Annotated in this window: 20 protein-coding genes and 2 tRNA genes; 9 read left to right on the top strand and 13 right to left on the bottom strand. The window is 60.2% G+C overall.

Annotation, left to right across the window (positions count from 1 at the left end):
* The first annotated feature begins 3 nt into the window (after positions 1-3).
* Positions 4-80, top strand: a tRNA-Met gene (locus tag PG888_RS13420).
* A gap of 8 nt (positions 81-88) precedes the next feature.
* Positions 89-172: transfer RNA gene (locus PG888_RS13415), tRNA-Leu, on the top strand.
* Positions 173-390: 218 nt separating this feature from the next.
* Here PG888_RS13415 and PG888_RS13410 read toward each other — a convergent pair.
* Complete coding sequence (locus PG888_RS13410) at positions 391-2,223, bottom strand: SLC13 family permease (RefSeq protein ID WP_182938019.1); 1,833 nt, start codon at positions 2,221-2,223, stop codon at positions 391-393.
* 263 nt (positions 2,224-2,486) lie between these two features.
* Here PG888_RS13410 and pnuC point away from each other — a divergent pair, with 263 nt between their 5' ends.
* From pnuC to PG888_RS13380, 6 genes are all read left to right on the top strand, one after another.
* Entirely contained in the window at positions 2,487-3,203 is a 717-nt protein-coding gene (gene pnuC / locus PG888_RS13405) for a nicotinamide riboside transporter PnuC (protein ID WP_042656944.1), read from the top strand.
* A gap of 3 nt (positions 3,204-3,206) precedes the next feature.
* On the top strand, positions 3,207-3,932 hold the full coding sequence (locus tag PG888_RS13400) for a nucleoside phosphorylase (RefSeq protein WP_182938020.1): 726 nt from the start codon (positions 3,207-3,209) through the stop codon (positions 3,930-3,932).
* Between the two features lie 105 nt (positions 3,933-4,037).
* Positions 4,038-4,709 (top strand): Crp/Fnr family transcriptional regulator, encoded by a 672-nt coding sequence (locus tag PG888_RS13395; protein WP_042656942.1) that lies wholly within the window; start codon positions 4,038-4,040, stop codon positions 4,707-4,709.
* Positions 4,710-4,751: 42 nt separating this feature from the next.
* Positions 4,752-5,075 (top strand): N(4)-acetylcytidine aminohydrolase, encoded by a 324-nt coding sequence (yqfB, locus tag PG888_RS13390; protein WP_182938021.1) that lies wholly within the window; start codon positions 4,752-4,754, stop codon positions 5,073-5,075.
* A 67-nt stretch (positions 5,076-5,142) separates the two neighbouring features.
* Positions 5,143-5,544, top strand: a complete 402-nt coding sequence (locus PG888_RS13385; protein WP_182938022.1) for a DUF1622 domain-containing protein — start codon at positions 5,143-5,145, stop codon at positions 5,542-5,544.
* A gap of 195 nt (positions 5,545-5,739) precedes the next feature.
* The gene (locus PG888_RS13380; RefSeq protein WP_182938023.1) at positions 5,740-7,371 is read left to right on the top strand and encodes an alpha-glucosidase; all 1,632 of its coding nucleotides are present in this window, start codon (positions 5,740-5,742) and stop codon (positions 7,369-7,371) included.
* Here PG888_RS13380 and PG888_RS13375 read toward each other — a convergent pair whose 3' ends face one another.
* Positions 7,372-8,748, bottom strand: coding sequence for an MDR family MFS transporter (locus PG888_RS13375; RefSeq protein WP_182938024.1), 1,377 nt, complete (start codon positions 8,746-8,748; stop codon positions 7,372-7,374). It abuts the gene before it with no gap.
* Between the two features lie 184 nt (positions 8,749-8,932).
* Between PG888_RS13375 and PG888_RS13370 the strand changes: the two genes are divergently transcribed.
* Positions 8,933-9,529, top strand: a complete 597-nt coding sequence (locus tag PG888_RS13370) for an HAD family hydrolase (protein WP_075114187.1) — start codon at positions 8,933-8,935, stop codon at positions 9,527-9,529.
* Positions 9,530-9,618: 89 nt separating this feature from the next.
* On the opposite strand, the gene PG888_RS13365 is transcribed toward PG888_RS13370, so the two are convergent.
* The 11 genes from PG888_RS13365 to PG888_RS13315 form a co-directional block, all read right to left on the bottom strand.
* Entirely contained in the window at positions 9,619-9,879 is a 261-nt protein-coding gene (locus tag PG888_RS13365; RefSeq protein ID WP_270693539.1) for a hypothetical protein, read from the bottom strand.
* A gap of 233 nt (positions 9,880-10,112) precedes the next feature.
* Complete coding sequence (locus tag PG888_RS13360; protein WP_005347890.1) at positions 10,113-10,910, bottom strand: DUF1338 domain-containing protein; 798 nt, start codon at positions 10,908-10,910, stop codon at positions 10,113-10,115.
* 191 nt (positions 10,911-11,101) lie between these two features.
* Positions 11,102-12,571 carry a succinylglutamate-semialdehyde dehydrogenase gene (astD, locus tag PG888_RS13355; protein WP_182938026.1) on the bottom strand — a complete coding sequence of 490 codons (1,470 nt, stop codon included), beginning with the start codon at positions 12,569-12,571 and terminating at the stop codon, positions 11,102-11,104.
* A gap of 72 nt (positions 12,572-12,643) precedes the next feature.
* A complete protein-coding gene (astA, locus tag PG888_RS13350; protein ID WP_182938027.1) occupies positions 12,644-13,663 on the bottom strand; it encodes an arginine N-succinyltransferase in 1,020 nt (339 codons plus the stop codon).
* Between the two features lie 76 nt (positions 13,664-13,739).
* Entirely contained in the window at positions 13,740-14,957 is a 1,218-nt protein-coding gene (locus PG888_RS13345; protein ID WP_042063877.1) for an aspartate aminotransferase family protein, read from the bottom strand.
* 276 nt (positions 14,958-15,233) lie between these two features.
* Positions 15,234-15,815 carry an aminodeoxychorismate synthase component II gene (locus PG888_RS13340; protein WP_042063878.1) on the bottom strand — a complete coding sequence of 194 codons (582 nt, stop codon included), beginning with the start codon at positions 15,813-15,815 and terminating at the stop codon, positions 15,234-15,236.
* Between the two features lie 21 nt (positions 15,816-15,836).
* The gene (locus tag PG888_RS13335; protein WP_033137571.1) at positions 15,837-16,052 is read right to left on the bottom strand and encodes a hypothetical protein; all 216 of its coding nucleotides are present in this window, start codon (positions 16,050-16,052) and stop codon (positions 15,837-15,839) included.
* Positions 16,053-16,169: 117 nt separating this feature from the next.
* Complete coding sequence (gene trpS, locus PG888_RS13330) at positions 16,170-17,174, bottom strand: tryptophan--tRNA ligase (RefSeq protein ID WP_042063880.1); 1,005 nt, start codon at positions 17,172-17,174, stop codon at positions 16,170-16,172.
* Between the two features lie 42 nt (positions 17,175-17,216).
* Complete coding sequence (locus PG888_RS13325; RefSeq protein ID WP_042658622.1) at positions 17,217-17,885, bottom strand: phosphoglycolate phosphatase; 669 nt, start codon at positions 17,883-17,885, stop codon at positions 17,217-17,219.
* Positions 17,872-18,546 carry a ribulose-phosphate 3-epimerase gene (rpe, locus tag PG888_RS13320; RefSeq protein ID WP_042063883.1) on the bottom strand — a complete coding sequence of 225 codons (675 nt, stop codon included), beginning with the start codon at positions 18,544-18,546 and terminating at the stop codon, positions 17,872-17,874. The genes PG888_RS13325 and rpe overlap by 14 nt, the downstream gene beginning before the upstream one ends.
* 189 nt (positions 18,547-18,735) lie before the next feature.
* On the bottom strand, positions 18,736-19,608 hold the full coding sequence (locus PG888_RS13315; protein WP_042658620.1) for a Dam family site-specific DNA-(adenine-N6)-methyltransferase: 873 nt from the start codon (positions 19,606-19,608) through the stop codon (positions 18,736-18,738).
* Positions 19,609-19,668 lie beyond the last annotated feature (60 nt).

Below are 19,668 nucleotides of genomic sequence, written 5' to 3'. Positions count from 1 at the left end.
ATCGGCTATGTAGCTCAGTTGGTTAGAGCATCGCACTCATAATGCGGGGGTCACAGGTTCGAATCCCGTCATAGCCACCATTAATATTGCGGAAGTGGCGAAATTGGTAGACGCACCAGATTTAGGTTCTGGCGCCCTAGGCGTGAGAGTTCGAGTCTCTCCTTCCGCACCATTAATAGCAGTACCAAACAGACCAGCTCACGCTGGTTTTTTTGTATCTGAAATTTGTATCTCCCCAGTTTTTCTCTTACTCCTCTATGAATCCATCTCCACGTTAATTCACGTTCTCGCCCCCCTTCACTGATTCCGAGCACGCCTTGCCACTCTTCTCTCTCGGCCACAAAAAAGCGGCCCGCAGGCCGCTGGTACACACATTCATCATCCCGGTTATCAGAACGGGAAGAACCAGGGAATAGCCACCACGCTCACCACCATCACCAGCAGGGTGAACGGCACCCCGATGCGGATAAAATCGGCAAACTTGTAGTTGCCCGGCCCCAATACCAGGGTATTCACCGGTGACGAAACCGGCGTCATAAAGGCGGCCGAGGCGGCAATGGCGATGGTCATGGCGAACGGATAGGGCGATACCCCCATCTGCTGTGCCGTGCCCAATGCAATGGGCGCCATCAGCACTGCGGTGGCGGTATTGGAGATAAAGAGCCCGATCACCGCACAGAGCGCAAACAGGCTGGCCAGCATCACGCGCGGCCCCATCTCCCCCACCGCATTCATCAAGCCGCCGACGATCAGATCCACCCCGCCGGTTTTTTGCAGCGCCAGCGCGAAGGGGAGCATGCCGACAATCAGGATCAGGGTCGGCCAGTGGATCGACTTGTAGGCACTCTCCATGTCGATGCAGCGAAACTTGCCCATCAGCAGACAGGCGATCAACGCGGCAATCACGTTGGGCACCGGATCGGTCACCATCAGCAGGATCATCACTCCAAGACAGAAGAGGGCATGAATGGCCTGACTGCGGGCGGGAGCCATCTCGTCCACCTCGGCAGGCAAGCCCATCAGCAAAAAGTCTCGGCTGTGGGTCTGTAGCAGCCGGATATGGCTCCAGTTGCCCACCACCAGCAGGGTATCCCCCATCTGCAGCGGCTCGTCCACCAGCTTGCCTGCCAGTGCCTCGCCGTCTCGACGCAGCCCCACCACGCTCAGGCCATAGCTGGAGCGGAAGGTCACCTCACGCACGCTTTTGCCCAGCAGCTTGGACTCGGGGATCAGCGACACCTCGGCCATCCCCACCTCCCGCGCCTGATCGGAGAAGTACTCCCCGCGCAGGATCATGGGTTCGAGCCGCGCCTCGCTGCAAAACGCCCGCACATCCACCTCGGGATCGGACATGTCGATCAGCAGCACATCCTTCGCCTGAAATTCACTGATCCCCGACACCGGCACCATCACCCGGCGAAACTTGCGCCAGCGCTCCACCCCGATGACGTGGGCACCATAGCGGGCGCGCAGTTGCAGCTCATCCAGGGTATGGCCAATCAGCGGGGAGTCCGGCCGCAGCGCCAGACGGCGGGCCCGACCGGCCAGCCGGTAGTCACGGATCAGATCGCGCAGGGTGCGGCGCCCGGTCGGCTTGCCCTTGCCCTCTTCCCCCTCGCCCACCAAAGAGCCGCGCACCAGCAGCATGTAGAGAATGCCCATCCCCAGGATCAGCACCCCCATGGGGGTGAAACCGAAGAAGCCGAAGCCGTGTATGCCGTGGCGCATCAGCTCGCTGTTGACCACCATGTTGGGGGGCGTGGCCACCAGCGTCATCATGCCGCTGATAAGTCCGGCAAAACCGAGGGGCATCATCAGACGACCGGCGGGGATGCCCATCCGGTTCGCGACGCTCAGCACCACCGGGATAAAGATGGCCACCACCCCGGTGCTGCTCATCACCGCTCCCAGACTCGCCACCGCCACCATCAGCAGCACCAGCAGCTTGGTCTCGCTGCTGCCCGCCACCTTCACCAGCGCATCCCCCACCTGATAGGCGATGCCGGTGCGCACCAACCCCTCCCCCACCACAAATAGGGCGGCAATCAGAATGACGTTGGGATCGCTAAAGCCCGCCAGCGCCTCCGGCAGGGTGAGGGTGCCGCTCAGCACAAACAGGATGACCACACCCAGGGCCACCACATCCATACGAACCTTGTTGGTCATGAAGAGATAGATGGCGCCAGCCAGCAGACAGAGCACCCAGACAAGCTCGGAATTCAATGCAACCTCCTTTTATCACGTGATTCTCCTCCCGGAGAGTGGACTCTATCAGACCACAGGCACAGCGCTATCATCTTGCTACATATCAATAAAGTCCGGCCTGCGGGGGCACCATAACCCATCAGTGCTGGAATAACCGGGCACCAGCGGCGATTTCTTTGATATGGGCCAAGCCCGGGGCGGACAAAAGTCCTGCCCCTCCTCCCCCTCACCCCTTAGAATGGCGCCCTCGCATACTTACCCTCATGCCTAAGGATCAGAAAATGAGCATATTCGAGCTGTTCAGCATCAATAACACCCTGGTGACCATCCCGCTGGGTGGCGGCTATGCCATGTCATGGATTGAAGCCATCGGCACCCTGTTCGGGCTGGCCTGCATCTGGTTCGCCAGTCAGGAGAAGACCATCAACTACCTGTTTGGTCTGATCAACGTCAGCCTGTTTGCCATCATCTTCTTCCAGATCCAGCTCTACGGGCTGTTGATGCTGCAGCTGTTCTTCTTCTGCGCAAACGTCTATGGCTGGTACGCCTGGACCCGCCCGGCCAACGATCAGGGGGATACCCTGCAGATCCGCTGGCTCAGCAAATCCAAACTGATGGTGACCGCCGCCGTGAGCGTGCTGGCCATCGCCCTGTTGACCCGCTATATCGACCCGGTCTTCGCCACCCTGGCGCGCACCTCGGTCTCCCTGCTCAACCTGTTTGGTGCCAACCTAGCCACCCCCGAGCCCTCCCCCGATGCCTTCCCGTTCTGGGATGCCAGCATGACGGTGCTCTCGGTGGTCGCCCAGATCCTGATGACCCGCAAATACGTGGAAAACTGGATCCTCTGGGTCGTCATCAACATCATCAGCATCGGTGTCTATGCCGCGCAGGGCGTCTACGCCATGTCGCTGGAGTACCTGATCCTGCTGTTTATCGCCGCCAACGGCACCCGCCTCTGGGTGATTGCCGCCAAGCGCCAACCACAAGGTCTGTAAGCCATGACGCTATTACCCCATCTCCAGTGCCGCCCCGACCAGATTGCCGAGCGGGTGGTGCTGTGCGGCGACCCGGCCAGGGTTGACCGCATCGCCAGCCAACTTGAAGAGTGTGAGGTGCTGGGGCAAAACCGGGAGTTTCGCCTCATCAACGGATCCTATCAGGGGCTGCCCATCACGGTTTGCAGCACCGGCATTGGCGGCGCCTCGGCCATCATCGCGCTGGAGGAGCTGGTGCAAGCCGGCGCCCGCTCGCTGATCCGGGTCGGCTCCGCTGGTGCCCTGCAACACGAGATCGGGCTCGGCGACCTCATCGTGGTGGAAGGGGTGGTACGCAATGAGGGGGCCTCACAGGCCTATCTGCCCGCCGAGTACCCCGCCTGCGCCGATATCTGGCTGCAGGCCGCCTTGCTCAACCATGTGGCCACTGGCAGCCAGCCTTACTGGCACGGGCTGGTACGCTCCCACGACAGCTTCTATCGGGATGACGAGCAGGAGGTGTGCCGCTACTGGCATGCCCGTGGCGTGCTCGGCGCCGATATGGAGACCGCCTCCCTGCTGACCGTGGGGCGCCTGCGCAAGGTGCGGGTCGCCGCCGTGCTCTGCAACGTGGTGTTGTTCGAACAGGATGTGCAGCAAGGGGTGGCGGACTACGCCAGCGCCGAACAGGCGATGATGGCCGGTGAGCAGCACGCCATCGCGGCCGCCCTCCACGCGTTGGCGCAATAAACCGCAAACCGTTAACTGCGGCACATCCGCTACCGTGCGGGCTGGTATCCGGCCCGCACTCTTGCTAGCCTCATGGCCCTCGTCATCCGGTGCGACAGGCAAGTCATGCAGCAACAGCCCTACCCCCTCGGCCGTTTTCACGCCGAACTCCAGCAGCTTGAACCCCGCTTTGCCGCGGCGCTCGACGCCTGCACCCTGTTTCTGCGCCGCTACCTGCCGGGCGAATTGATCATGCGACAGGGGGAGCAGAGCGAGCAGCTCTATCTGGTCGAACGTGGCCGGGTCTCCCTCAACAGCACGGTGCACTCGGGCCGCAGCTTCCAACTCGGCGAAATAGCCTGCCACAGCCAGATCTTCGGCGAGATGGAGTTCTTCAGCGCCACCCCGGTGCAGTGGAACGTGGTGGCCGAGACCGAGCTGGATGCACGGGTCATCTGCGCCCACAAGCTGGCCCAGCGCCTGCTGGCCGAGCCCGAGCTGACCCTGTTTTTTGCCGCCGCACTCGCCAGCGACTATCTCGATACCCTGGAGATCACCACCAGCCGCCTGCTCCACCCCATCGCCTACAACATCGCCTATGAGCTGTGGCGCGAGCGCCAGCGCACCCCGATGCTGGGGTCACGCAAGCGGGCCCACGAAGCGGCACGCTTTGGCACCACCGAGCGGGTCTACCGCCGCGCCCTCAAGGAGCTGATCGAGCAGGGGATCGTCTGCGAAGGGGCCGAGGGCCCCGCCATCGCCGATCTGGCCAGGCTGCGCACCTATCTCGACCTTTGATGTCTACTCACCCAATTTCGATTCACCCTGTCAGGAGTTACCATGTCAGCCCATTCCTATCCCGAATTCACCTTCTTCAGCCGCTTCGTCGCCGATATTCAGGCGGGCCGCAAGACCATCACCATCCGCGACGAGAGCGAGGCCAACTGGCAGCCCGGCCAACGGCTGGCCCTGTTCACCAATCCGGAGCACCAGCCCTTTGGCACCATAGAGGTACTCTCGGTCAAGGCGGTCGCCTTTGATGAACTGAGCGATGAGCACGCCCGTCAGGAGAACATGACCCTCCCCGAGCTCAAACAGGTGATCCGCGATATCTACCCCGATCTGCCGCCGCTCTATGTGATTGAATTCAAACTGATTGCCTGAGCCGGATTTGGCCTTTGCCGAGCAATATGTTAATAGTGTGCTCTTTTGAATCAGGGAGGTGACCCGAGTGTTTGAGATAGCGAGCCTGCGAGAGGGCATGATGCACGGGGTCGAGCTGTTCCAGCTGCTGCTGGAGATCATCTCCATCGCCTGTGTGGTGATAGGGCTTGGCAAGACCCTCTGGCTGGCGGCAAGAGTGCGGGATCACCAGCCCGGCTTTCCGCGCATTCGCCTCTGCTTTGGCAGTTGGCTCATTCTGGCGCTGGAGTTCCAGCTCGCCGCCGACATCCTGGCCACCACGGTCGCGCCGAGCAAGGAGGAGCTGATCCGCCTCGCCATCATCGCGGTGATCCGCACCTTCCTGAACTACTTCCTCGGCAAGGAGCTGGAGGCGCAGGCGGAACGCCAACAAGAGAAGGTTGAGCACCAGCAAGAGCCAAACGTCGAGCAGGCCGGGGCCCCCCGATAACGGCTCATGCCACAGTGTAGATGAGTAAACCGCCATCCCGACCACGTCCGTGACTCGGGATGGCGCCTTTGTGACCCTCCCCTCATTTTCGGTAATCAGCCAATAATGGAACCCTTTTCAAGGCTTCCCCTGCCCTGTTGAGTGCCCGTTCATCTGCGTAAGATAGAAAATCTCTTCCCCCAACCGGCCACGCTGATGAACCCGCAACCCCGCCACACGCCCGCCATCAACCTCGATAGCTGCGTCATCTACCAGATCTACCCCATGAGTTTTCAGGACAGCGATGGCGACGGCATGGGCGATATCAACGGCATCCGCCAGCGCCTCGACTATCTGGCACAGCTGGGTGTCGATATGCTGTGGCTCACCCCCATCTATCGCTCCCCCAAGCGGGACAACGGCTACGACGTGGCGGACTACCGCGCCATCGACCCCGCCTTTGGCACTCTGGCCGAGATGGAACAGCTGATCAGCGAGGCCGCCGCCCGTGGTATCGGCCTTATGATGGATATCGTCGCCAACCATACCTCCACCGAGCATGAGTGGTTTGTGCAGGCGCTGGCGGGGGATCCTCACTATCAGGACTATTACGTGTTTCGCGACCAGGCCTTCGTTGACGCTCACCCTATCACCTCGATTTTTGGCGGTAGCGGCTGGGAATATGTGCCAGCGCTTGATCGCTACTACCTGCACAACTTCGATGCGAGTCAGGCCGATCTGGACTGGGACAACCCGGCTGTGCGGGCCGAGATGGCGGCGGTGATCAACTTCTGGCTGGGCAAAGGGATCAAGGGGTTTCGCTTCGATGTGATCGACATGGTGAGCAAGGAGTGGGACCGGCTTGCCATGAGCAATGGCCCGCGCCTGCACGACTATATCCGCGAGCTCAATGCCGCAAGCTTTGGCGGCAAGGGGATCATCACGGTGGGTGAAACCTGGGGAGCCGATCTCGCCCATATGCAGCGCTATTCGAACCACGATGGCAGCGAGTTCAGCATGGTGTTCAACTTCGAGCATCTGGGGCTCGGCAGTGACAAGTGGACCTCCCGCTTCGATCCTCTCGCATTCAAACGGGCCATGGCCCGCCACCAGCAAGGGCTACACGGGCATGGCTGGAACAGCCTGTTTCTGAACAACCACGACCTGCCCCGCGCCATCTCCCGCTTTGGCGACGACAGGCCCGAGTGGCGTGAAACCAGCGCCAAGCTGTGGGCCATGGTGCTGCACATGATGCAGGGCACCCCTTTTATCTATCAGGGGGAAGAGCTGGCCATGACCAACCGCCACTGGCAGCTGGGCGAGCTGCGCGACGTGGAGGCCATCAACTACCGCGCCAGCCAGTCAGGGCTGGATCCTGCCGAGCTGAGTCGGCGGCTCGATGCCATCGGCCGCGACAACGCCCGCACCCCGATGCAGTGGGACGCGGGCCCCCACGCCGGTTTCAGCATCACCACGCCCTGGATCGCCCTCAACGCCAACCACGTCGAGATAAACGCTGCCGAGCAGTTGGCCCGCCCCGACTCGCCGTTTCACTGCTATCGCCAACTCATCGCCCTGCGCAAGGCTCACCCGGTCATTCGCCACGGCAATTTCGAGCTGCTGGATGGGGATGATCCCGAGCGCATCAGCTATCGCCGCCACTGGCAGGATCCGGCAAGCGGAGCACGGCACACCCTGCTGCTGCTCGCCAATCTCACCACCAATCCCTTACCGATGCCGCACGTTGAACAGGTAGAACAAGGCGCTACCCTGCTGATAAATAACTACCCCACTCAGCCTGAACCGCGGTTTGCCCCTTACCAATGCGCGGTATGGCTATACGGCTGATCAGGCGCTGATAGTAGCCAGCTCGTGGCGCTTCAACGCCAGCAGGGTGAGCAGCAGTGCAAAGGTGGCGATGATCGCCATTCCGATATAGGTGGCACTGAAACCGGGGGCCAGCAGCTGCGGGCTCAAGGCGCTGAGCTGACCTGCACTGCCAGCAGGCAGCTGGGCATTGAACAGCATGGAGCAGATGGCCACGCCGACTGCGCCCCCCAGCTCACGGCCGAAGTTGAACAGCGACATGCCGATGCCGCGATCTTCCCGTGGCAGGGCATTTTGCACCACCACCGAGAGGGCTGGCAGCACCAGACCAAGACCGATACCGGCAAACCCGAGGGCCAGCTTGACCCAGGCATCGAAGTGGATCTGCCAGAGCGCCACCGCCGCCAGCGCAAACCCCACCACCACAAAGCTCTTGTAGTGACCGGTTCGGCCGATCAGCTTGCCGCCGACAAAGGCCCCAGCGGTGATGCAGATCATAAAGATCACCATGCTCACCCCGCTCTCGCTGGCGCTCAGCCCCTTCTGCCACTGCATCTGCAGCGGCAGATAGACCAGCACCGCGAACATCAGCAACTGGGAGAGCATCACCAACAGCACGCTCACCAGATAACCGGGCAACCGTGCCAGATGGGCGGGCAGGATGGGATCGTGAGCCCGTCGCTCAATCAGGATCAACAACAGCAGCGAAACCGCCAGCGCCCCCGCCAGCCAGACGGCGGGCAGGGCAGTCTCCGGCGAGAGCAGCAACAGGGTCAGGGTGGTGACTGTGATGAGCAGCGCCGCCCCCTTCCAGTCGAAGCGGCTGTGGCGACGGACGTTGAGCTGTTTGAGGTTGCGGTTGATGAGGAAGACCGCCAGCGCCCCGAGCGGCAGGTTGATCCAGAAGATCCAGCGCCAGCTGAGCTGCTCGGTAAAGTAGCCGCCAAGCAAGGGGCCCGCGATGCTGGAGACCGCATAGACCGCCGAAATGTAGCCCTGATACTTGCCCACCTCCCGTGGCGGGATGGTGTCGGCAATCACGGTAAACGCGAGGGCAATCAGGCCGCCGCCGCCCAGTCCTTGCAACACGCGGGCCGCCAGCAGGGTCGGCAGATCCTGGGAGAGCGCACAGGCCACCGAGCCCGCCAGAAACAGGCCGATGCCGATATTGAGCATCCGCACCCGACCAAACAGATCGCTCAGTTTGCCGTAGAGGGGCAGCACGGCGGTGGCCGCCAGCAGGTAGGCGGTCACCACCCAGGTGAGGGCGGCACCGGCGTGCAGCTCGGCGCCAATTATGGGCAGCGGGGTGGTGACGATGCTCTTTTCCAGTGAACCGAGCGCGATCACCAGCGCCACACTGGAGAAAATGGTTTTGGGGGATATTTTCGAGGTCATAAGCGGACTCGCTGATCTGATATGCCAAAGTATCCGGCAATGAACGGATTATTGTCTCACAAATCAGCAAGAGATAGAAAAAACGGCGGCCACAATCAGCCCAACCATGAAGCAGATCCCACAAACTGCCGACCGGTTCTGTTAGCCTGCACTATTTAGTCCGAATTCAGTCCGAGGAGTCCCCATGAACGAGCAGTACCGGTTTGATCACTACGATGCCCTGATTTTCGATATGGATGGCACCCTGGTAGATTCCATGCCCCTTCATCTGGATGCTTGGGAACTCACCTGTGCCGAGTTCGGCATCCCCTTCGAGCGGGAGCAGCTCTATCAATACGGCGGCATTCCCACCCGCAAGATCATCGCCATGCTGGCCGAGCAGCAGGGGCTGACGGTGGATGTCGAGGCCTTTACCCGTCGCAAGATTGCCCTCTATATGGAACATATCGACAAGGTCAGCGTCTTTCCCAAGATGTGGGAGCTGGTCAGGCACTATCACGGCAAGGTGAAGATGGGGATTGGCACCGGCTCACCGCGCAGTCAGGCGGACTCCATCCTGAAAAGCACCGGGCTCGATGCCTATATCTCGGTGGTGGTCAGTGCCGATGATGTCACCAACCACAAACCGCACCCCGACACCTTTTTGCGGGTGGCAGAACTGCTCGGCGCCAATCCGGCGAACTGTCTGGTGTTTGAAGATACCCGCATCGGGCTTGAGGCAGGCAAGGCGGCAGGAATGGATACCGTGCTGGTCATTGAAGGTGACCTGCACCAGCGGTAAACGGCTCAGGGCAAACAGGCAAACCGATAAGAGGGTGCCATGACCATGGCACCCTCTTTTTACCTACGCGGGCATGGCGCTGGCGAGGTTCAGTGCTCGGTCAGCGCGGCGATCGCCGCCGGAATAGCGGCCACCGTCAGGCAAAGGGCGTTGGCCTGCGCCTCGTCCTGTAGTGCCTGATGAGTGCGCAGCAGCTCAAGGGCTTGGGCCGGGGTATCTGCAAAGGTGGGGGCGGCGATGGCGGCAAATCCCTGTTCGACCAGTTGACGACGCTCATCGCTATAGCTGGGTGCATTGGCATCTAGATAGGTAAGCGCCTGACCCTGCTTGAAAAAGTGATAATTAGGCATCGATTGGCCCCGCAAAAATAAAGCGCCATTCTACTCCTTTTTGCTCCACCGCCTGCGTCAATCTGTGGCGCGTCAGGTGATCTCGTTCACATTTTTATCAACAAATCTTTATCGGTTGGGTGCCGGACAAATCCCCTTCGCCGAGGTTTCAGGCAACACCCGCCACCGTCACTCGGCGCCAAACAAAACGCCTCCGGCGAGGAGGCGTTGCGACTGAAACAGGGTGGTTCCCGTTACATGGCATTCGTCGATTCGAAAATCTTGTCGGCCGAGGCCTCGACAAAGCCCGGATAGAGCACGCCATCTGGCTGCGGGTAACGCAGGGCAAACTCGTAGAAGCAGCTCGGGATGGTACGCACCCCATCGCTGAACGGCACCTCGGCTTTGTCTGCCATGGTGGAGGATTGCTCCAGCATCACCTGCGGGTCCCCTTTCACCTCGCCACCCACGCTGTTGAGGACGAAACCCGCCGCCTTGAGCGCCGCATTGACCTGATGGATAGTGTCGAAATCCTTCAACTTGTTGATATTGACCGTGAAGTGGTTGGCACGATAGCCCCATGCCGCCATCCAGGCCGCATACTCGCTCTCCGCCAGCAGGGTCTGGTAATCAGCATAAGAGACCTGCCAGGGGGCACCGGTGTAGAGAAATGCCGGAGTATCGGTCAGATGATCGGGCACCTGATCCGCCAGCTTGTGGATGATGGCCTGCGCCGCTGGCGAGAGCTCTTCGACCTTCAGCTCGCTGATAAAGACTTTGGGAGCATCCGGATCCTGATGCTCGAAGTGCTTGGCGTAGAGCTTCTTGGCCTTGAAGACGTACTCGCCCTTCTGCTCGTAACCGAGCGCCAGGAAGTGGGCGGCCAGCTTCTCCAGCCCCAGCTTGGGCAGGTTGTAGGTACGAAACGCCACGTGATCGTTGACGATGGGCTCGCCGCCACCCAGCAGGGTGTGCACCTTGAGGGCGCTCGGGGTCACCTTGATGTAGTTGTCCCACAGATGGCTGAACAGGGTGTCGATATCCTTTTGCATCTCTCTTTCCTTTGATTGCGGGTACAGATCGGGGCACCGCTGGATGCCCCGTGTCGTTATTAGAAGCGCAGGCCGGGCGACAGCTGATCCGGCATGACGGCCTTGCTGTCTTCGACGGAGGCAACCGGGGATATGACACAGTTGTCGGCGGCGTTGAGCCATCTCTGCTGCATTGGCATCCCCATTTGCTCTTAAAACGTCAAGCCAGGAGACAGCTGCTCCGGCATGGCGGCTTTGCTGTCTTCGACAGAGGCAACCGGATACGCACAGTAATCAGCGGCGTAGTAGGCGCTCGCTCTGTGGTTGCCAGACGCACCCACGCCACCAAACGGCGCGGCACTGGAGGCTCCGGTGATGGGCTTGTTCCAGTTGACGATGCCGGCGCGGATCCGCTTGAAGAAGTGCTGCCAGTCCACCTCGTTATCACCCAGCAGACCGGCCGAGAGACCATAACGGGTGGCGTTACCGTGATCGATGGCGGCATCAAAATCGTCGTAACGAATGAGCTGCAGCAGCGGGCCGAAGTACTCTTCATCAGGCAGCGCGCTGACTGCCGTCACGTCGATAATGCCCGGAGAGACGAAGCCGGTGCCCGCTTTCAGGTGCTCAAGCACCTGCAGGCTCTCGCCGCCCAGCTGTTGCAGGTTGGCTTGTGCCTCGACCATGCCGAGCGCGGCCTTCTCGCTTATCATCGAGCCCATGAACGGCTGCTCGGCGGCGTCATAGAGGCCGACCCGGATCTGGCTGACCACCTCGACCAGTCGCTTGACCAGCGCATCGCCCCGCTCGCCCCGCTCGACAAACAGACGGCGAGAGCAGGTACAACGCTGACCGGAGGTGATGAAGGCGGACTGGATGATGGCATGGACGGCGCCGTCGATATCGCTCACGTCTTTCACGATCAGCGGGTTGTTGCCGCCCATCTCGAGAGCCAGAATTTTGCCCGGCTGACCGGCAAACTGCTGATGGAGGAAGTGACCGGTGCGGGAGGAGCCGGTGAAGAAGAGGCCGTCGATATCGGGATTGCCAGCCAGCGCCTTGCCGGTCTCGACCTCTCCTTGCACCAGATTGAGCACGCCCTTGGGCAGCCCGGCCTGCTGCCACACCTTGACCATGGCTTCGGCCACCATGGGGGTCAGCTCGGAGGGTTTGAACACCACGGCGTTACCCGCAATCAGCGCAGGCACGATATGGCCGTTGGGCAGATGACCCGGGAAGTTGTAGGGGCCGAACACCGCCACAACGCCGTGGGGCTTGTGACGGACAAACGCCTTGGCGCCCGGCATGGCATTTTCAACGGTGCCGGTGCGCTCGTCGTGCGCCCGGATGGAGATGGCAATCTTGCCCTGCATGGCCGCCACTTCGGTGCGGGTCTCCCACAGCGGTTTGCCGGTTTCGCGGGCGATGGTCAGGGCCAGCGCCTCTTTCTGCTCGCCGAGCAGGTCGGCATAACGGCGCACTATGGCTAGGCGATCCTCAAGGCTCATGTCCGCCCAGTGGTAGAAGGCGGCGCGGGCGGCCTTGACGGCGGCATCCACTTGCGCCGCGCTGGCGGCAGCGCCCTGCCAGATCACCTCGTTCTTGGCCGGATCGGTTGACTCGAACGGCTTGCCTTCACCGGCAAGCCACTGACCGTCGATAAATTGCACTGACTGGCTCATCCATTCACTCCCTGTCGCTGGCAGGCAGCCTCGGCTGCCTGTCTGATAATCGGTTTGCTTGTCCTGTTTGCCTCAGTCGAGGTCAACTACCCGCACCATGTCGCCATCCTGCACCTTGAGTGCCGCCGCCATCTTGGGCGGAATGATGGCTTCGTGCTTGTCGAGATCGACCCGGATATTGCCGTAGCAGGCACGGTAATATTCGAAACGGCTGTTGCAGAGCAGGTGGGTCTTGCCGCCGATGGGCTCGCCCACCAGCACCCGCAGCTTCTTGCTGCGGCGCACGCTGCGGATATTCTTCACGTCACACTCGACGGTGGGGCCCGCATCGAAGATATCGACGTAGCCACGGTTCACGAAGCCCTCGTCCTGCAGCATCTTGATGGCGGGGCGGGTCTTCTCGTGGGTCTGGCCGATAACGGCCCGCGCCTCTTTGCTCAGCAAATTGACGTAAATGGGGTACTTGGGCATCAGCTCGGCGATAAAGCGCTTCTTGCCGATACCGGTCAGATAGTCGACGGTGGGAAAATCCATCGAGAAGAAGTGGGTTTGCAGCCACTCGTAGAAGGGGCTGTGACCATCGGCATCGGAGACGCCACGCATCTCGGCAAAGACGGTCTCGTCAAACAGCTCGGGGTGCTCGGCCATAAACAAAAAGCGGTGCTTGGAGAGCAAGCGGCCGTTGAGCCCCTCACGGGCACATTCGCGCAAGAACAGGGTGCAGAGCTCGGAGTTGCCGGTGTAGTCGTTGGAGAGGGTCAGGGTTTCAACAACGTTGTAGATACCGAGCTTGGGTGAGGAGTGCACCACCTTGCCGATGTGGTAGTTGTAAAACGGCTGGGAGAGGCCCACGGCCGCATCGATGGCACAGGTGCCCACCATCTCGCCGGTCTCCAGATCCTCGGCCACGAAGAAGTAGAGGCAGTCCCCTTTGCCAGCGGGCTTGTCGGAAAAAGTCTGGGTAGAGGCGTCAATCTTGCGCTGCAGCAGCTCATCGTTGACGGGCAACGAGGTCATGCCGGTGCCGGACTCGATGGCGCAGGTCTTGAGCCCGGCAAAATCTTTTTGCTCGATGGGACGGATAACCAACATAAATGACAACTCCCTTTCATTGACGACAGGTGGGGTCCCGGCTCCTGCCGGGAGAGCTCCCCACCTCAATTTGGAATCAGGCGTTAACCACCTGGGCAACCGCCTTCTCGAAGCGAGCCAACCCTTCCTTGATGTCCGCTTCCGGGATCACCAGTGAAGGGGCAAAACGAACCACGTTGGTACCGGCCACCAGTGCCATCAACCCCTGATCGATAGAGGCCAGCAGGAAGTCGCGCGAGCGCCCCTTGTAGTCGTCGTTCAGCACAGCCCCCAGCAGCAGACCCTTGCCACGCACTTCGCTGAAGCAGTGGTATTTGGCGTTGATCGCCTCGAGTCCGTCGCGGAACAGCTGTTCGCGCTGCTTGATGCCGCTCAGCACTTCCGGGGTGTTGATCACGTCGATCACCGCTTCGGCGACCGCACAGGCCAGCGGGTTGCCGCCGTAGGTAGAGCCGTGAGTGCCCACTTTCAGGTAAGCAGCGATCTCGTCGGTGGTCAGCATGGCGCCGATGGGGAAACCGCCCCCCAGTGCCTTGGCGCTGGTGAGGATGTCCGGCGTGACGCCGAGCCCCATATAGGCGTAGAGATCACCGGTACGGCCGACCCCGGACTGAACTTCGTCATACACCAGCAGGGCATTGTGTTTGTCGCACAGCTCGCGCACCCCTTTGGCAAACTCGTCGGTAGGACGAATGATGCCGCCCTCGCCCTGCAGCGGCTCCATCACCACGGCGCAAGTGTTGTCGGAGATCACCGCAGCCAGTGCCGCCAGATCGTTGTAGGGTACATGGGTGATATCACCGGGCTTGGGGCCGAAGCCATCGGAGTAGGCGGCCTGGCCACCGACGCTGACGGTAAAGAAGGTGCGACCGTGGAAGCCCTGATTGAAAGCGATGATCTGGGTCTTCTGCTCGCCAAACTTCTCGATGGCGTAGCGGCGGGCCAGCTTGAGGGCCGCTTCGTTCGCTTCGGCGCCGGAGTTGCAGAAGTAGACCTTGTCGGCGAAGGTGGCGGCGACCAGTTTCCTGGCCAGGCGCAGGGCCGGCTCGTTGGTCATCACGTTGGAGAGGTGCCACAGCTTTTCGCCTTGGGTTTTCAGCGCCTCGACCAGCTTGGGATGACAGTGGCCCAGGCCGTTAACGGCGATGCCACCGGCGAAGTCGATATACTCGCGCCCTTCCTGATCCCAGACACGTGACCCTTCACCACGCACCGGGATGATCTTGGCGGGCGCATAGTTGGGAACCATCACTTCATCAAACACTTCACGTGTCACTGCCAACAACTCTGACATATAGCTCTCCTTCGATTCGGCGACAGAATAATCCACCGCCCAAAAGTTAAATCCGTGTAAACGTGACGGGATTATCACAGAAATAAAGTAAAAAGTCTGTAACAATACGGCCTATGAGGAACAATGTTCGATTGACCTTGAGATTTTAGGCAACCGCATTGCATAACGACTCAGGGGGGCTTGGCAAGAGATAATTTGGGCAGGAGAGGGGGTGAATAAAGTGTCAGGGAAATTTTTTTTGCCTTCTCTCGAACTTGAGAAGGCGATCACAACTTTTTATGTACGCGCCAGAAAATTGGCCAGCAACTGATGGCCCTGCTCGCTCAAAATACTCTCCGGATGGAACTGAACCCCTTCGACAGGAAGCGTCTTGTGGCGCAGCCCCATGATCTCGTCAAACGCGCCATCGGCATGCTCGCTCCAGGCGGTGATCTCGAAGCATTCGGGCAGCGTGTCGCGCTCCACCACCAGCGAGTGGTAACGGGTCACCCGCAGCGGATTGTTGAGCCCCTTGAACACCCCCTCATCCCGATGGCGGATCAGCGAGGTTTTGCCGTGCATCACCTGACGGGCACGCACAACGCGGGCACCGAAGGCTTGCGCCAGCGACTGATGACCGAGACAGACACCGAGAATGGGCAACTTGCCAGCGAAGTGGCGAATGGCGTCGAGGGAGATCCCCGCCTCATTGGGCGTGCAAGGTCCTGGGGATATAACCAAATAACGAGGAGATAGCTGCGCTATGGTATCCAGCGTCAGTTCATCATTACGCCTGACCACAACCTCTTGTCCCAGGGCGCCGAAATATTGCACCAGGTTCCAGGTAAAAGAGTCGTAGTTATCGATCAACAACAGCATGAGATAACCAACAGCGGAGAATTAACGATCGAGATAACGACCCTGTTCCATTTCCCGTTCACGCTGACACTCGGCCAGATAGATAGCTGCAGCAACGGCAGGGGTTTTATGGTGCTTGTCGATGGCATTGGAGACCATCAACTGCAGGGTATTGAGGTTTTTCGCCTTGCGAAATTTACGTAGCCAGTGACCTTTGTCACTCAGCTCTTCAGCAGAAATAGTTGGTTGAACAGACATGCTTTCTCTTGGGGATATTACCCACGTTGAAATAAATAAATTAAACAAATAGCCGGTCAGAAAATAAAGAAAGCCAGGCAAATACCCAGCTCTCTTCTACTACACCTTCCCAGTATGTCAGGCTCGAGGAACGAAGCCGACTACATCATATACGCTGGTCAGGGTTTTTTCAGCTCTTTCACGCGCCTTTTGTGCCCCTTCGGCCAGAATCGCGATCAGATGGGCCTCATCCTGACGCAACTCGTGGAAACGCGCCTGGATCGGTTCCAGCAGCGCAACCACGGCTTCGGCGGTTTCGGTCTTGAGGTGCCCGTACATCTTGCCTTCGAAGTGCTGCTCCAGCTCGGGGATGGAGCGACCGGTCACGCCGGACATCAGGGTCAGCAGGTTGGAGACTCCCGGTTTGTTTTCCGGATCGAACCGCACCACTGCCGGCTCGTCGGAGTCGGTCACCGCACGCTTGATCTTCTTGACGATCTGCTTGGGATCTTCCAGCAGGCCGATGAAGTTGGCCTCGTTGTCATCCGATTTGGACATCTTCTTGGTCGGATCCTGCAGGCTCATTACCCGCGCCCCTTCGGTCGGAATGAAGGGCTCCGGCAGGGTGAACACCTCACCATAGAGGTTGTTGAAACGGGTGCAGATGTCGCGGGTCAGCTCCAGATGCTGCTTCTGGTCGTTACCAACCGGCACCTGATTGGCCTGATAGAGCAGGATATCAGCGGCCATCAGCACCGGATAACCGAACAGACCAACGTTGACGTTGTTCTCGAAACGGGCGGACTTGTCCTTGAACTGGGTCATGCGCGACAGCTCACCCATCTGGGTGTAGCAGTTGAGGATCCAGCCCAGCTCGGCGTGCTGCGGCACGTGAGACTGGATGAAGACGGTACTCTTCTTGGGATCGATACCGACCGCCAGATAGAGGGCGGCCGCATCGAGGCAGGCCTTGCGCAGGGCAACCGGATCCTGACGGGTGGTGATGGCATGCAGGTCGACGATGCAGTAGAGGCAGTCGAACTCATCCTGCATGTTGACCCACTGACGCAGGGCCCCCATGTAGTTGCCGATGGTCAGTTGGCCGGAGGGTTGCGCCCCGCTCAATACGATTGGTTTGGTCATGAGAGTGTTAATCCTTGTTATTCAGCCAGTCCCGCGGCGCGATTAGCTCAGCAGCGCATCGAGCTGGGAAAAATGTTCGAACACCCAGTCAGGCCGGGAGTCGGCGATGGGGCGGCCATAGTTGTAACCGTAGGTGAGCCCCACCACCTTCATGCCAGCCGCCTTGGCCGCCAGCACGTCATTTTCGGAGTCGCCCACCATCAGGGTGCGAGCCGGGCTCACCCCCAACTCCTGGCAGGCGTGCAGCAGCGGCTCCGGGCTCGGCTTCTTGACCGGCACGCAGTTGCCACCGAGCCAGAGCGCGAAACAATCGCTGATGCCAAGGGCATCGAGGATCGGTGCCACGAAGTCGCTCGGCTTGTTGGTGACGATCGCCTGTTTGTAGCCCAGGGTTTGCAGGCGACGCAGACTCTGGGCGACCCCATCATACATGGCCAGCCCCTGCAGCAAACAGGCGTTGTAGTGCTGGAAAAAGATCGGTCGAGCCTTGGCAAACAGCTCGGGGTCGGCCTCGCGATAGGCAAGGGCCCGCTGGATCAGCTTGTCGGCCCCGTTGCCGACCCAGGTACGGATCACGGCTTCATCGGCCTGCGCCAGACCCAGATCGGTCAGCGTCAGATTGACCGCCAGCGCCAGCTGGGCGGCGCTGTCGATCAGGGTGCCGTCCAGATCGAACAGCACCAAATCAAATGCGCGCTCAGCGTGTGACATGAGCCAGCTCCGCACGCATCTTGTCGATCACCGCCTTGTAGTCAGGCTGGCTGAAAATGGCAGAGCCGGCGACAAACATGTCGGCGCCCGCGTCGGCGATCTCGCGGATGTTGTCGACCTTCACCCCACCATCGATCTCGAGGCGGATATCGCGGCCGCTCTCGTTGATCAGACGACGTACCTGACGCAGCTTGTCGAGGGTGCCGGGGATGAAGCTCTGGCCACCGAAGCCCGGGTTGACCGACATCAGCAGGATCACGTCCAGCTTGTCCATCACATACTCGAGGCAGGAGAGCGAGGTAGCCGGATTGAGCACCAGACCCGCCTGGCAGCCCATCTCCTTGATCAGGCCCAAAGAGCGGTCAACGTGGTCGGACGCTTCCGGATGGAAGGTGATGAGGGACGCACCGGCCTTGGCAAAATCGGGAATGATGCGATCCACCGGCTTGACCATCAGGTGCACGTCGATGGGCGCCTCGATACCGTAGTCACGCAGCGCCTGACAGACCATGGGGCCGATGGTCAGGTTGGGGACATAGTGGTTGTCCATCACGTCGAAGTGAACCACATCGGCACCGGCAGCCAGCACCTTGGCGACATCGTCACCCAGACGGGCAAAATCGGCAGAGAGGATCGAGGGGGCAATCAGAAAGTCTTTCATCAGCATCATCCATTGGCAGCCAGGGAGAAAAAGCGGCGCAATTTTAACGTAAAAGGCGGGCGAAAACGACTCGAATGCGGGGTAAATGGGGCAATCGCCTCCCCTCCCCCAGCCACCCGGGTTATGGGACATCGGCACAGGCGCGGGCTCGCCCATAAAAAACGGCGCCCCTGGGCGCCGCATTGTCTGTTACGCCAGTGGCAGCAGTTCGCTGTCGCTGGGGTAGTAGCCCTGCTCCGGCTCGATGCCGGGCGGATAGAGCGCCAGCAACTCGGCCACCTTGTTGCGGGTGCCGCCGTTGCGGCTGATGGTGCGCTTGACCAAAATCTCGTCGAGACGGGCACCGCGATAGAGCTCACGGGTCAGCTCGATATCGTGGTTGCTGATCAACACCGGCACCCCTTTGTGAGCGGCGGTGTGACGGGCCAGTCGCGCCAGGATCGCCTGATCATCCAGGGTAAAACCACCGGAGGCATAGCTGGTAAAGCTGGCGGTCGTGGAAAGCGGCGCATAGGGAGGATCACAGTAGATGACCCAATCCTCTTCGGCCCGCTTGATGGCATCGGCGTAGCTCTCGCAGATAAAGGTCGCCTTCTGCGCCTTTTCGGCAAAGGCCCACAGCTCTTTTTCCGGGAAATAGGGCTTCTTGTAGGAACCGAACGGCACGTTGAAACCGCCCTTCTTGTTATAACGGCACAGACCGTTGAAACCGTGGCGGTTGAGAAACAGGAACAGCAGTGCCCGCTCGAAGGTGGTCTCGGTCTGATTGAACTGGGTACGCAGCCGGTAATAGGCGGCTTTGTGGTTGTGTTCAGCCACAAACATCTTGCGCGCCTCGGCGATGAATCGGTCAGGCGTCAGCTTGAGATGGTTATACAGGCAGATCAGATCCGGGTTGATATCGTTGAGCACATACGCGTCGTAGTCGGTGTTGAGAAACACAGACCCGGCCCCGACGAAGGGCTCCAGCAACACACGCCCGGCCGGCAGGCGCTCGGCAATCTCTTCAACCAGGGAGTATTTTCCCCCGGCCCATTTTAAAAAAGCGCGTGTTTTTTTCATGGAAATCCGGTGTGTAAGAAGGCAAGACCCAAAAAGGGGGACGATTCTACCCCCTTATTC

It is taken from the genome of Aeromonas sp. QDB23, assembly GCF_027707745.1.
Lineage (GTDB): Bacteria > Pseudomonadota > Gammaproteobacteria > Enterobacterales > Aeromonadaceae > Aeromonas > Aeromonas allosaccharophila.
This window is presented reverse-complemented; position numbering and strand designations above follow the sequence as displayed.